The following is a 13765-nucleotide window of genomic DNA, read 5'->3' as shown; positions in this document are numbered from 1 at the left end:
TGCCCCGGTTCCGGCGACTTGGCTACACTCGGCCGGCGCGGCCACTCGGGGGAGTGCCAAGCCGCGCCGGACATCACTTGTTACCGGGGGACATGGACTATGCGGAATGGACGAGTGCGCGCCCTCGTGGCGGCATGTTGTGTGGCGTTTTTTCCTGTCACGGTGGCGCTGGCAGGCGATCAGGTACCGGTGGAAGCTTTTGCGCAACGTGGTGGTTATTCACTGCCCAAGCTCTCGCCGGACGGCAAGTACCTGGCCGTGGCCATGGAACAGGGTGAAGACCATGCAGTGGTGATCTATCAGCTCGACGACATGAGCCATGTCAAAAGCCTGCTGAAGATGCCCAAATTTCAATTGCCGGCCGATCTCCATTGGGTAGGAAACGACCGGCTGGTGGTCGAACTGGCCAAGTTCGTGGGCTCGCTCGATCGCCCCGAATTGCTCGGCGAAATCATCGCTACCGACGTCAACGGCAAACATATCGATGCCATGTTCAGCCGCGAATGGGGCCTGGAATCCCACGGCCAGACGCGCAGCACCGACGAAGGCTATGCCCTGGTGGCCGGCAAGCCACCGAAAGCCAACGATCACTTCTACATGCAGACCTACATGTGGGGGGATGAGAACAATAGCTGGCTGTACGACGTGAATGCCGGTACGGGCATTCGCCACATGATCGGCGAGATCGGCGTGGGCGATATGGATTTCACGCTGGATCCCGATGGCAATGCCCGCTATGCCTACGGCGTCAACAAGCTCAATAAATACGTCACCTACCGCAAGCAGAACGATCACTGGGTGCAGCTTGCCGACAATGGGGACGACAGCCGCTTCGTGCCACTGACGTTTTCGCAGGACAAGCAGCACCTCTACGCACTCACCAGCACCAAGGGCGGCCCGATGGCGCTGGTGCAGACGGATGCGGATGGCGCTCAATCGCAACTGCTGGCCAAGGATGACTTCAGCAGCATCGACCACATTCAATGGACGCCGCAGAGCGTGCCTTTCGCTGCGGCATCAGCCACCGGCATTCCCAACGAAACCATGCTCGATGCCAAGCAACCACTGGCGCAGATCTACCAGGGCTTGAGTAAGAAATTTCCGGGCGAATTCGTCGATTTTTCCAGCTTCAGCGAAGACGGCAACATGCTGGTGTTCGAAGTGAGCAGCGATCGCAATCCCGGCGCGTACTACCTGTTCGACTTCAAGCGCATGAAAATCCAGAAGCTGTTTGCGGAAACGGACAGCATCGATCCGGCAAAGATGGGAGAACGCATTCCCATGCACTTCAAGGCCAGCGACGGCACTCCGCTGGAAGCGATTCTCACGATTCCACCGGGTGGGTCCATGAATGACCTTCCCATGGTGCTGCTGCCGCACGGCGGCCCCATCGACATCAGCGATACCTGGTTCTTCGACAACGACGCGCAGTTTCTGGCCAGCCGTGGCTACCTGGTGCTGCAAATCAACTATCGCGGATCGAACGGCCGCGGCCCTGCCTTCGCACAAGACGGCTACGGCAAATGGGGCACGCGCATCCAGCAGGATCTGATCGATGGCGTGAAATGGGCCGAAGCCCAGCATTTTGCCGACCCCAAGCGCGTGTGCGTATTCGGCGCCAGCTTCGGCGGCTATTCGGCCATGATGACGGTGATTCGCGCACCCGGCATGTTCAAGTGCGCCATTGGCTACGCCGGCGTCTACGACCTCGCCATGATGTACGACAAAGGCGATACCCATGAAAGCACGTTCGGCAAGAACTACCTGGAGCAAACGATAGGCAAGGACCCCGCCGAACTGGCCGCCAATTCGCCGGACAAGCTCGCCGACAAGATCGACGTACCGGTCCTGCTGATTCATGGCGAGGAAGACCAGCGTGCACCCTTCGCGCAAGCCAAGGCGATGCGCGCTGCCTTGGATGCTGCGCACAAGCCATACGAGTGGCTGACTAAATCAGGCGAAGGTCACGGGTTTTACAACGAGAAGAACATCGTTGATATGTATCAGCATGTGCAGGCGTTTCTGGAGAAGAACATCGGGCCAGGCGGGCAGGCGAATTGACGATAGCGTCGAGATCAACTCCCCCCGCTTGCAGGGGAGGGCTGGAGTAAGTTGAGCACTTGCCTCAAGGCATTTTCTGCCCGACGTCATTCCGGCGAAGGCCGGAATCCATGGCAAGTGCGAAGCATGGATTCCGGCCTTCGCCGGAATGACAACTCGCTCTGATACAGACGCGTAGTTTAGGGTGCAGACTCCAACATCGCGGTCTACACGCGCATGACCATGTTGGGGTTTGCACCCCAACCTACATCGCCACATGCCCCGCATCAGCCTTCGCCGATGCCAACACCACCGCCTGGGTCGGCGAGCGCCCCATTGCCAGCTTCAATTCCTTGTACACACTCAGCACCAACTGCCCATAGCCACGGGCCAGCGTCGCATCATGGCTGTGGTAATAGCCAATGCGCAGTACCGGATCACCACTCTCATTCATCGCCTTGCGCAACAAGCGCGTGCCGATCTCGATATTGCGCACCGGATTGAGCAAGGCGATCGGATCGGGTTCAAGATCGCGATGCACCGGGTAATACACCTGCATGATGCCGACATCCTGTACCGGCGCAGCCAGCAGATGGGCCAGTTCGATCGCATGTTCCGTTTCTGCGCGCGAACCGCTGTGCAAGTGGCCGTTGATGCGCACCACCCACGGACAGGGCGCCACCGAACCATCCGGCTGGGTGCCACGTGTTTCCACCAATGCCACCGCGTAGATCAGCACCGGATCGATGCGATACCGCGCGCCGGCCTTGGCCCACAGGCTGCCCGGTGATGTGATGTCGAGATTGAAACCACCCGCACGAACGGCGTGTGGTTCCGCCACCACGACGATGGTGCCGTCGTCGGCAAGCCCAAGCGTCGTTGCGGGTGATGGCTTCGGCTTGGTCGGCGCGATTCGCCGTACGGGTGCGCTCACCGCGTTGCCCGTGACGCCCGCAAACAAAACGGACGGTCGCGCAGGCGCAGCGGCGACCAGCGGCTTCGCTATGTTCACCGGCTTCATCGCAAGCGATGTGTTCGCATGCGCATGCCAAGCATGAACGCCAATCGCTACCGCAGCCGTACCCGCCATCAACCCCAAACCGCCGATAATCGGCACGCGATACGTCTGCGCTTGCAGCTTGATGGCAGGCAACCAGTGCGACGTATCGAATGAAAGTTTGGCCTGCCACGACGGCAGCACCGTCAAAGTACCCAGTCCGGAAAGACCCTCCGCAACGCGTTGATGACGATGCGCGATGCGCCGCTGCCTGGCCCAACCGCAAGGAGCTGCGATCACGATCTTGTGGCCGGAACCGCCAAGGCGCCTGGCGCGGAACGCGGCCGGCGCGCACAGGTAGACCCGTTGCGTCACATCCTGCCGGTTCGTGCCCCGATCGCCGCGTATGCCGGACTCGCTTCCTCGGGCAGGAAGTGACTCGGTCGTGCGGGGAAAGGGATTCGCTTGCAGCAACAGCACCTGTCGTCTTCCTTTAAGCCGGCCGGCAGAGTTCGCTAGACAAGCACAAATCGGGCCGAAGGCCAAGCGCAGGAGGGGCCAAACACCGCATCGCAAGTTGGCATGCAAACCCTAACGTCGTCCCCCAACCTACCAAATCCGGCATCGCCGCCCTATTCCGCTTGGATCGATTACATGCCCGTGAGGACAGCATTCGTTGCCATCCTGGCACATCCGCATTGTGCGAAATTCCGCATTCTCACTCTGCAAGCTCTTCTAGACGATCGCAGCGCACAACGACCAAGATGCGCCCATGCACACCATCGACTTCATCGACTCGCACACCGGCGGAGAACCCACCCGGGTGGTACTCGCCGGTTTTCCGGATCTCGGCAACGGCTCGCTGGCTGAGCGCCGCGAATTATTCCGCGGCCGCTACGACCATTGGCGCCAGGCGATTGCCTGCGAGCCTCGTGGATCAGACACGATGGTCGGTGCGCTGCTATTGCAGCCGACCGATCCATCCGCTTGCGCCGGCGTGATCTATTTCAACAACGTGGGTTATCTAGGCATGTGCGGCCACGGCACCATCGGCCTGATCCGCACGCTGCATCATCTCGGGCGCATCGCACCCGGCAAACACAAGCTCGAAACACCGGTCGGCATGGTCGGCATCGAACTGCATGCCGATGGCCGCGTGTCGATCGACAACGTGGAAGCCTATCGCCACGCGAAGGATGTCGCGCTGGATGTGCCGGGCTACGGCAAGGTGAAAGGCGACGTCGCCTGGGGCGGCAACTGGTTCTTCATCACCAACGACAGCCCGCTGCCGCTCACGCTCGCCAACCAGCGCGCCTTGACGGTGTACACCGAAGCGATTCGCCTGGCGCTGGAAGCCGCCAACATTCGCGGCGCCGATGGTGAGATCGACCATATCGAACTCAACGGACCTTCCACGCAAGCCGATGCCGACGCGCGCAATTTCGTGCTGTGTCCCGGCCTGGCCTACGACCGCTCGCCCTGCGGCACCGGCACCTGCGCCAAAGTGGCCTGCCTGGCTGCCGACGGCAAACTGGCGCCGGGTCAGGTGTGGCGGCAAGCCGGCATTCTCGACAGCGTGTTCGAAGCGCAATACACGCCGGGTATGCGCGGCGTGTTGCCTCGTATCACCGGCAGTGCGCACATCACCGCGCGAGGCCAATTGCTGATCGACGATGGCAATGATCCGCTGGCGTGGGGTATCGGTACGGCGTGAAGAGCTACGACCTGATCATCGTCGGCGCGGGCATCATCGGTACCGCATGTGCGGACTACGCCAGCCAGCAGGGTCTTCGTGTCGCCATCGTCGAGCCTGGCCCGATCGGCGGCGGCGCCACCGCAGCGGCCATGGGGCACCTGGTGGCGATGGACGACGACCCGGCCGAGCTCGCGCTGGCGAATTATTCGCTGGGCTTGTGGGAAGACTTCACCCAGGTCGCGCAGATTGAATACAACCGCTGCGGCACCTTGTGGGTTGCGAGCAGCGACGCCGAATACGCGCATATTCCAGAGAAAATCGCGCGCCTTGCAGCGGTCGGCGTACAAGCCGAGCTGATCGACGGCGAACAGCTCTATCGCCTCGAACCTGCCCTGCAACGCGGTCTGGCAGGCGGCATGCACGTGGCGCGCGAAGCGGTGGTGTATCCGCCGGGCATGGCGCGCCATCTGCTTGATCGTGCGCGTGCTCGCGGTGCGCTGCTTTATTCACAACGCGTTACCGCCATCACCCAACAGGGTGTGCAGCTTGATGATCAAACCTCGCTGGCCGGCAGCGTGCTGGTCGCCACCGGCTGTGCCTTGCCCGAACTCTTGCCGCAGCTGCCGATGCGCGCGCGCAAAGGGCATCTGGTGATCACCGATCGCTACCCCGGCCTCATCCATCATCAATTGCTGGAACTCGGTTACGCAGACAGCGCACACGGTGATGCGGACAGCAGCGTCGCCTTCAACGTCCAGCCGCGGCCGACCGGACAGATTCTGATCGGCTCATCGCGCGAATACGGTAGCGAGACATCGCAGGTGTCGATGCCGATGATCCAGCGCATGCTGGAACGCACATTCCGTTATCTGCCGGCACTCCGTCAGCTCGACGCACTGCGCATCTGGACCGGCTTTCGCCCGGTCAGTGCCGATGGCCTGCCGTATCTGGGACGCGTACCCGAACACACCAACGTTTGGGTTGCCGCCGGTCACGAAGGCTTGGGCATCACGACTTCGCTGGGCAGTGCGCGATTGGTGATTGACCAGTGGCTGGGACGCGCCGCCGCGATCGATGCGCGCCCCTACGATCCTGCACGCGCGGTGGCATGCGTATGACGCAGGTGCGGATCAATATTGATGGGCACGCGCTCGATGTACCCGCGGGCATCAGCGTGGCGGCAGCGATTGCGCAATCGCAACGCCCGTTTCGCCGCTCCGTGAGCGGACACATGCGCGCACCGTTTTGCGGCATGGGCATCTGTTTCGAATGCCGCGTGCAGATCGATGGCATTGCACAACAACGCTCGTGCATGGTGTCTGTGCGTGACGGCATGCAGGTGGTAACCGATGGCTAAGCGCTACGACATCGTCATCGTGGGCGCCGGGCCGGCAGGTTTGGCTGCCGCAGAAGCTGCACTCGCACAGGGCGCACGCGTAGCCTGGCTCGATGCACAAAGCGCGGCCGGTGGCCAGGTATGGCGCAAAGACATCCGATACGGCTGGCCGCGGCAAGCAGCGCGTGTCATCACTGAGGTGGTGAATCATCCCCATGCGACATGGATGCCGCAGACGCAGGTGATCGCTGCCGAACAGAACGCGTTATTGCTGCAGAACGAGCGTGAAGGATGGCGCATCACGTATGGCAGCTTGATTCTTGCCACCGGCGCACGCGAACTGCTGCTGCCGTTTCCGGGTTGGACCTTGCCTGGCATAACAGGTGCAGGCGGATTGCAGGCGCTGGTCAAGCAAGGCTGGCCGCTCGACGGACGCCGTGTCGTGATCGCTGGGAGCGGCCCGTTGTTGTTGGCCGCTGCAGTCACGGCGAAGCGGCACGGCGCCCATGTGCTGGGTATTTACGAGCAAGCGAGCGACGCCGCCGTGCATGGTTTTGCACGCAAGCTGTGGCGTTGGCCCGGCAAGGCGCTGCAAGCGGCCGTGCTGCGCAGTCAGCTGGCAGGTATTCCCTATCACTGCGGCAGCATCGTGACGCGTGCGCTCGGCGAGCACGCACTGGAACGGATCGAGATAGACGGGCCGCATGGTACGCAACGCATCGAGTGCGACCAGCTCGCCATCGGCTATGGCCTCGTGCCCAACGTGGAACTCGCGCAGATGCTTGGTTGCGCGATGAAACAAGAAGGCGCCCACCCCTGCGTCGACGTCGACACTTCACAGCGCACGAGCGTCACCAACATCTACGCAGCCGGTGAACTTTGCGGCATCGGTGGACGCGATTGCGCGTGGCTGGAAGGCCGCATCGCAGGCTTGGTGGCTGCGGGTGCCGACATCGACGCATCCCTGCTTCGGCAACAGCGCCACGCACGCACGTTCGCCGCCGCGTTGCGCGAGCACTTCAAGCTCGATCCCTACATCCACGATCTGGCCCAGCCAGACACCCTGATCTGCCGCTGCGAAGACGTACCGCTGCAGGCACTCAAAGACTACGACGATGCACGCAGCGCCAAGCTCGCCACGCGCTGCGGCATGGGCGCCTGCCAGGGCCGCATATGCGGCACCGCCTTGGCCGAACTCGGCCTCTTTCCACGTAGCGGGCAACGCCCGCCTCTTTTCCCTGCCCGGCTTGCATCGCTGGGTGAACTCGCTTCTTCCTCCGAAACTGAAGGATCCTTCTCATGAGCAACGCAAGCATGTGGCATGGCGTTTTGCCGGCCATCACCACGCCGTTCACCGCCGATGACCAGGTCGATCACGCGTTTCTTGCTACCCACGCCAAACAACTGATCGATGCCGGCTGCCGTGGCATCGTGCCGCTGGGTTCGCTGGGTGAAGCGGCCACGCTGAGCTTCGAGGAAAAGCTCGACATCCTGCGCACGCTGGTGAAAGCACTGGAAGGCCGCGCACCGGTGATTCCCGGCATTGCTTCGCTTTCCACACGCGAAGCGGTGAAGCTGGCCAAGGAAGCGAAAGCGCTCGGCTGTGGCGGCCTGATGGTGCTGCCGCCGTACGTGTATTCCACGGATTGGCGCGAAATGGGCGCGCACGTGCGCGCGGTGATCGCCGCCACCGATCTGCCTTGCATGCTCTACAACAACCCAGTCGCCTACAAGACTGATTTCACGCCCGCGCAAATCGCCGAACTCGCCGGTGAATTTTCCAACCTGCAAGCGGTGAAGGAATCCTCCGCCGACGTGCGCCGCTTCGCCGGTATTCGCGCCTTGCTCGGCGATCGCCTGCAACTGCTGGTGGGCATGGACGATGCCATCGTCGAAGGCGTGGCGATGGGCGCCGTCGGCTGGATCGCCGGCCTGGTGAATGCGTATCCGAAGGAATCGGTGAAGCTGTACGAACTCGCCCGCGACGGTGGTCCGAAGGCGGCCGAAGCGCTGTACAAGTGGTTCCTGCCGCTGCTGCGCCTGGACACCGTGCCGACCTTCGTGCAGCTGATCAAATTGGTGCAGGAAAAAGTCGGCATGGGCAGCGAGCGCGTACGCGCACCGCGCTTGCCGGTGGCAGGCGCCGAACGCGAGATGGCCTTGAAGATCATCGATCACGCCATCGCGACCAAACCGGCCGTCTGACATGAGCACGCTCGAACACGTCCTGATCGGCGGACGCTGGTGCGCATCGCAAGATGCGCACGGCAGTTTTCGTGCGGAAGATCCCGCACGCGCCGAAGCGATCGGCCCTGCGTTTCCCATCAGCGGCAAGGCAGACATCGAAGCGGCAATGCAAGCTGCCCTGCAAGCAGCCGATGCATTGAGCACAATATCTCCCTCGCGCATCGCCGACTTTCTGGAACGCTACGCCGCCGCCATCGATGCCGATGGCGATTGCCTGGTGGCATTGGCGCATGCGGAAACCGCATTGCCGGTCGAGCCTCGCCTGCGTTCGGTGGAGCTGCCACGCACCAGCAACCAGTTGCGCCTCGCTGCACAAGCCGTGCGTCATTACGCATGGACCGATCCGGTGATCGACACGCAAGCCGGTCTGCGCGCCCATCGCGCGCCGCTCAACAAGCCCGTGCTGGTGTTCGGACCGAACAATTTCCCGTTCGCGTTCAACGCCATCGCCGGCAGCGATTTCGCCTCCGCGATCGCGGCACGCAATCCGGTCATCGCCAAGGCGCATCCGTCCCATCCGGCCACCAGCCAACGCCTGGCGCAACTCGCACATGCAGCCTTGCTCGAAGCAGGCTTGCCGGCCGCTGCGGTGCAGATGCTTTATCACTTCGACAATGCGCTTGGCCTTGCCTGGGCGGGCGATGCGCGCCTGGGTGCGATCGGCTTTACCGGCAGCCGCACGGGCGGTCTTGCACTCAAGGCTGCCGCGGACAAGGCCGGCGTGCCGATCTATGCGGAGCTCTCCAGCGTCAATCCGGTATTCCTGCTGCCGGGCGTACTGGCCGAACGAGGCGAAGCGCTGGCGCAGGAGTTCTTCGCATCCTGCACGATGGGCAGCGGCCAGTTCTGCACCAATCCCGGCATCGTAATCGTGCCCGAGGGCGAGCAAGGCGACGCATTCGTCGTCGCCGCCACGCAGCTGTTTGCGCAAGCCGAACCCAAGGTGTTGTTCTCGCGCGGCGTGCAGCAAAACCTTCTGCACGCGGTGGACGGTTTGCGTGCAGCGGGTGCGCAAGTGCTCACAGGTGGCAGCGTGGGCGAAGGCTATCGCTTCCAGCCGACTTTGCTCAATGTGGATGGCGATGCCTTCCTCGCGCATGCAGAAGGCTTGCAGGCGGAAGCGTTTGGCCCCGTCAGCCTGATCGTTCGCGCGGCGGACCTGCCGGCCATGCAACGCATCGCGGCCTCCTTCGAAGGCAATCTCACCGGCACTATTTATCGCCCTGCGGATGGCAGCGATGACGATGCATGGCTGGCGCTCGCGCCGATCCTGCGCAACAAAGTCGGCCGATTGATCGCCAACAAAATGCCGACCGGTGTTGCGGTGAGTGCCGCGATGAATCATGGCGGCCCGTATCCGAGCACCAGCAATCCTGGTTTCACCTCGGTGGGCATGCCCGCTTCGATTCGGCGCTTCAGTGCGTTGCACAGTTACGACAATGTGCCGGAGGCGCTATTGCCGGTGGAGTTGCGTAATCGCAATCCCGGTGGCGTGCAGCGCTTGGTGGATGGGCGATGGACGGATGGAGATATCGGCCAGGGATAGTTTTATCCATCGTCGCCCCGGCGAACGCCGGGGCCCAGCGACTTTCCGTACCTGAGGACATTCGTGATGATGAAAGTTACCTCCATGGCCGTCATTCCCGCGAAAGCGGAGGCGCTTTTCAACAGCGAATGCTGGTCAATCCATCTTGCTTTGATACATCCCCGAAAATGGATTCCCGCTTTCGCGGGAATGACGGCCGTAAGGGAACACATACTTTCATTGCACGCCTGGAAATCGCGAGTAAAGACACTTGTGATCGCCTGCAGCATCGCGGCGATATCCGTCACGGCACAGGCAGATCCACCCAAGCAAGACGCCACCCAAGCCTTCCACGCCCTCTACACCCGCGAATGGCAATGGCGCCAACAACAATTCGCCGGCGGCGATGACGAGGACAGCAACGGAAAGGCTGCTGCATATCTGCCAAAGGTAGACGCCACCACCCAGGCGATGCGCGAACATTATTGGGCCGACGTACTAACTCAACTTAACGCCATACCCGAGACAAAACTCAGCCAGGAAGACCAGCTCAACTACGAGGTCTACAAGCAGCAGATCCAAACACTGTTGGCGAACCAGAAGTTCCAGACCTGGCAGATGCCGTTCAACGCCGACTCGGCGTTCTGGAGTGACCTGGGCTTCAGTGCGCGCGGCAACTTCGTGACCCCGAAGGATTACCAGAACTATCTCGGCAAGCTGTACGACATTCCGCGTTACTTCGACGAACAGATCGCCAATATGCGCCTGGGATTGGCGCGCGGTTTCACGCAACCGAAAGTGATCCTGCAAGGGCAGGATTCATCGATCACCGCCGTCGCCGACGCACAGGGCGAACAAAATCTGTTCTACACGCCGTTCAAGCAGATGCCGGCGACCATCCCCGCCGCACAGCAAGACGACTTGCGCAAACAGGCGCTGGCAGAGATCCAGCAGGATGTGCTTCCTGCCTATACGAAGCTGCTGGCATTCATGCGCAACGACTACCTCCCCCATGCACGCACCACCCTGGCCGCTGAAGACCAGCCTGACGGCAAGGCTTTCTATCAGTCGCGGATTCAGGAATTCACCACGCTGGACATGAGCCCCGATGCGATCCATGCACTGGGCTTGAAGGAAATGGCCAGCATCCATCAACAGATGCTGGCCATCATCAAGCAGACCGGCTTCAAGGGCAGCTTTGCCGATTTCCTGCACTTTCTGCGTACCGATCCGCGCTTCTATGCGAAGACACCGGATGAGTTGCTGAAGGATGCCGCCTGGATTGCCAAGGAAGTCGACGGCAAGGTGGGCAATTACATCGGCCGCTTGCCGCGTGAGCGCTTCACGATCAAACCGGTGCCTGCGGATCTCGCGCCGATCTATACCGGCGGCCGCGGCGGCCCTGGCATTTATCTGGTCAACACTTACGATCTGCCCTCGCGCCCACTCTATTCGCTGCCCGCGCTTACCTTGCACGAATCCTCGCCCGGCCATGCGTTGCAGATGCCTCTGGCCGCCGAATTAAAGGGCCTGCCCGACTTCCGCCGCTACACCTACATCTCCGCCTATGGCGAAGGCTGGGCCTTGTATTGCGAATACCTGGGCCAGGAAATGGGCATGTACAAGACGCCGTACGATCAGTTCGGTTACCTGAGCTACCAGGCTTGGCGCGCGGCGCGGCTGGTGGTGGATACCGGCTTGCATCACATGCACTGGACACGCGAACAGGCGCGTGACTATCTGCGCCAGAACACCGCGTTGGCCGAGCATGAAATCGACACCGAGGTGGATCGCTATATTGCGTGGCCAGGGCAGGCTTTGTCGTATTACCTCGGCGAACTGGAGATACGCGAAGATCGTGCGCGGGCAGAAAAGGCACTGGGAGATAAATTCGATATCCGTGCGTTCCATGACGCGGTGCTGTTGACGGGGTCGGTGCCACTGCCTGTGTTGCACAAGCGGATCGATCAGTTCATTGCGGATGGTGGGAAGTCGCCGTATGCACAGCAGTGAGGGGAACACCCTTTTCTCAAAACACTATTGGCGGAAGCTAGCTGTTTCGGGAAACCGAAATCTTGCCCCGTCGTCATTCCGGCGAAAGCCGGTACGCGGGGAGAGCACATGGATGTGCTCGGCTTTGAGGAGCGAGGAATCCAGTTCGAATACGCCGTGCGCAGCACTCAACATAAAAGGTGTTGTGTCCCTCGGACGCCTATTTAGACTGGATTCCGGCTTTCGCCGGAATGACGGTGAGGTACTGCGAGGCGCTCTGAAGAAACGTGCCACAAGATCAGTGCAGTTCGCGTATTCGATATTCCTTAAGGGGAGCCTGACATGAGCCTGATCACCGACATGACCCGCCGCAAATCCGTCGCGGCCATGCAACAGGAAACCGGCGAACGCAGCGGGCTGCGTCGCGTGCTCGGTTTGTGGCAACTCACCGCGATCGGCCTCGGCGGCATCATCGGTGTCGGCATCTTCGTGTTGACCGGTACCGTAGCCGCGACACAGGCAGGACCTGCCGTGGTGCTGTCGTTCCTGCTGGCAGGCATCGCCAGCGGTGCAGCGGCACTGTGTTATGCGGAATTCTCCGGACTCATTCCCGTATCGGGCAGTGCATACACGTATGGCTATGCGGTGCTTGGCGAATTCGCCGGCTGGGTCATCGGCTGGGATCTATTGCTGGAATACGCCTTGATCGCCGCCGTCGTCGCAGTGGGCTGGTCCGGCTACGTACAAGCCCTGCTGGATGCGGCAGGCATTCCACTACCGGTGTGGGCGCAAGGCGCTTACGGCAGCGCACCGGGCCGCTTGTTCAATCTTCCTGCCGTGGTCGTGTCGCTCGCCATCACCGCCTTGCTGGCGATGCGCATGCAATGGGGCGCGCGTTTCAACACCGCCATCGTGGCGATCAAGATCGCTGCCGCCGCTGGCATCGTGATCGCAGGCGCTGCGTATGTGAAGCCGGAGCGCTGGCACCCGTTCATGCCATTTGGCGTGCACGGCGTCGTTACCGGTGCCGCGGTGGTGTTCTTCGCGGTGTTCGGCTACGACATGCTCACCACCGCCGCGGAAGAATCACGCCATCCGCAACGCGACCTGCCACGCGCTGTGCTGCTGTCATTGGGCATTGCGATGTTGCTCTATTTCGCCATCTGCCTGGTACTCACCGGCATCGTGCCTTACACCACGCTGGATACGCCCGCACCGGTGGCGAGCGCGTTCAGCGCCATCGGCCTGCCGCAAGTGATGGTGGCGATCTCGCTCGCATCGATCTGCGGCATCACCAGCGTGATCTTCGCCAACCTGCTCGCCGGTGCGCGCATCTGGTTCGCGTTGTCGCGCGACGGTCTGCTGCCGGGATGGTTCGCCAAGGTGCATCCGCGCTGGCATACACCACACCGGACCACGCTGCTGCTCGGCGCCGTGACCGCGATCGCCTCCGGCCTGTTTCCACTGGATGAGCTCGCCAAGCTGGTCAACATCGGCGTGCTCAGCGCCTTCATCGTGATCTGCGCGGCGGTAGCTGTTCTGCGTTGGCGCAGTCCTGAATTGGAACGCCCCTTCCGCACGCCGCTGGTACCGCTGGTACCCATCATTGGCGTGGGCTTTTCCTGCTGGCTGATTTGGGGCCTGCCCAACATCACGTACTGGCGTTTTGGGATATGGCTGTTGCTTGGGCTGCTGGTGTATGTCGGATATGGACGGCATCACAGTCGCTTGAGTGCATCCAGCGATGGTGTGGCGGCCGTGCGCGAATCCGCATCCTAAATGCAAGTAATAACCCTATGTTCTGGCCTCATCCGTCGCCCCGGCGAAAGCCGGGGCCCAGCGACTTGAAAAAGCCGCAAATCGCCAGGTCCCGGCTTTCGCCGGGGCGACGAATCAGAAGACACGGCAGATTTCCTGGCAACCTCGCGGCAT

General features: G+C 61.8%; 10 protein-coding genes. 9 read left to right on the top strand and 1 reads right to left on the bottom strand.

Features of this window, described 5'->3' with window-relative positions; all coding sequences use genetic code 11:
* Window positions 1-114: 114 nt before the first annotated feature.
* A complete protein-coding gene (locus IEX75_RS11750; protein ID WP_229720795.1) occupies window positions 115-2061 on the top strand; it encodes an alpha/beta hydrolase family protein in 1947 nt (648 codons plus the stop codon).
* Window positions 2062-2305: 244 nt separating this feature from the next.
* On the opposite strand, the gene IEX75_RS11745 is transcribed toward IEX75_RS11750, so the two are convergent.
* Window positions 2306-3412 carry a transglycosylase SLT domain-containing protein gene (locus tag IEX75_RS11745; RefSeq protein WP_188794528.1) on the bottom strand — a complete coding sequence of 369 codons (1107 nt, stop codon included), beginning with the start codon at window positions 3410-3412 and terminating at the stop codon, window positions 2306-2308.
* Window positions 3413-3809: 397 nt separating this feature from the next.
* Between IEX75_RS11745 and IEX75_RS11740 the strand changes: the two genes are divergently transcribed.
* The 8 genes from IEX75_RS11740 to IEX75_RS11705 all read left to right on the top strand — a co-directional run bounded on the left by IEX75_RS11740 (window position 3810) and on the right by IEX75_RS11705 (window position 13612).
* Window positions 3810-4751, top strand: coding sequence for a 4-hydroxyproline epimerase (locus tag IEX75_RS11740; protein WP_188794527.1), 942 nt, complete (start codon window positions 3810-3812; stop codon window positions 4749-4751).
* Window positions 4730-5851 (top strand): NAD(P)/FAD-dependent oxidoreductase, encoded by a 1122-nt coding sequence (locus tag IEX75_RS11735; protein WP_423373028.1) that lies wholly within the window; start codon window positions 4730-4732, stop codon window positions 5849-5851. Before IEX75_RS11740 ends, IEX75_RS11735 begins: the two co-directional genes overlap by 22 nt.
* Window positions 5848-6090 carry a (2Fe-2S)-binding protein gene (locus IEX75_RS11730; protein ID WP_188795615.1) on the top strand — a complete coding sequence of 81 codons (243 nt, stop codon included), beginning with the start codon at window positions 5848-5850 and terminating at the stop codon, window positions 6088-6090. The genes IEX75_RS11735 and IEX75_RS11730 overlap by 4 nt, the downstream gene beginning before the upstream one ends.
* Window positions 6083-7372 (top strand): FAD-dependent oxidoreductase, encoded by a 1290-nt coding sequence (locus IEX75_RS11725; protein ID WP_188794526.1) that lies wholly within the window; start codon window positions 6083-6085, stop codon window positions 7370-7372. Before IEX75_RS11730 ends, IEX75_RS11725 begins: the two co-directional genes overlap by 8 nt.
* The gene (locus IEX75_RS11720; RefSeq protein WP_188794525.1) at window positions 7369-8274 is read left to right on the top strand and encodes a dihydrodipicolinate synthase family protein; all 906 of its coding nucleotides are present in this window, start codon (window positions 7369-7371) and stop codon (window positions 8272-8274) included. The genes IEX75_RS11725 and IEX75_RS11720 overlap by 4 nt, the downstream gene beginning before the upstream one ends.
* A gap of 1 nt (window position 8275) precedes the next feature.
* Entirely contained in the window at window positions 8276-9862 is a 1587-nt protein-coding gene (locus IEX75_RS11715) for an aldehyde dehydrogenase family protein (protein WP_188794524.1), read from the top strand.
* 210 nt (window positions 9863-10072) lie between these two features.
* Window positions 10073-11854 carry a DUF885 domain-containing protein gene (locus tag IEX75_RS11710; protein ID WP_423373299.1) on the top strand — a complete coding sequence of 594 codons (1782 nt, stop codon included), beginning with the start codon at window positions 10073-10075 and terminating at the stop codon, window positions 11852-11854.
* Window positions 11855-12175: 321 nt separating this feature from the next.
* Entirely contained in the window at window positions 12176-13612 is a 1437-nt protein-coding gene (locus IEX75_RS11705; RefSeq protein ID WP_188794522.1) for an amino acid permease, read from the top strand.
* Window positions 13613-13765 lie beyond the last annotated feature (153 nt).

It is taken from the genome of Dyella nitratireducens (assembly GCF_014642835.1).
GTDB classification, from domain to species: Bacteria; Pseudomonadota; Gammaproteobacteria; order Xanthomonadales; family Rhodanobacteraceae; genus Dyella_B; species Dyella_B nitratireducens.
Note: the sequence above shows the minus strand (reverse complement) of the source record. Positions and strands in the feature narration are given on the sequence as shown.

Bases quoted from the DNA above. Each gene is read 5' to 3' on its own strand.
- IEX75_RS11740 (WP_188794527.1), top strand. From the start codon at position 3,810: ATGCACACCATCGACTTCATCGACTCGCACACCGGCGGAGAACCCACC.
- IEX75_RS11725 (WP_188794526.1), top strand. From the start codon at position 6,083: ATGGCTAAGCGCTACGACATCGTCATCGTGGGCGCCGGGCCGGCAGGT.
- IEX75_RS11705 (WP_188794522.1), top strand. From the start codon at position 12,176: ATGAGCCTGATCACCGACATGACCCGCCGCAAATCCGTCGCGGCCATG.
- IEX75_RS11730 (WP_188795615.1), top strand. From the start codon at position 5,848: ATGACGCAGGTGCGGATCAATATTGATGGGCACGCGCTCGATGTACCC.
- IEX75_RS11720 (WP_188794525.1), top strand. From the start codon at position 7,369: ATGAGCAACGCAAGCATGTGGCATGGCGTTTTGCCGGCCATCACCACG.
- IEX75_RS11715 (WP_188794524.1), top strand. From the start codon at position 8,276: ATGAGCACGCTCGAACACGTCCTGATCGGCGGACGCTGGTGCGCATCG.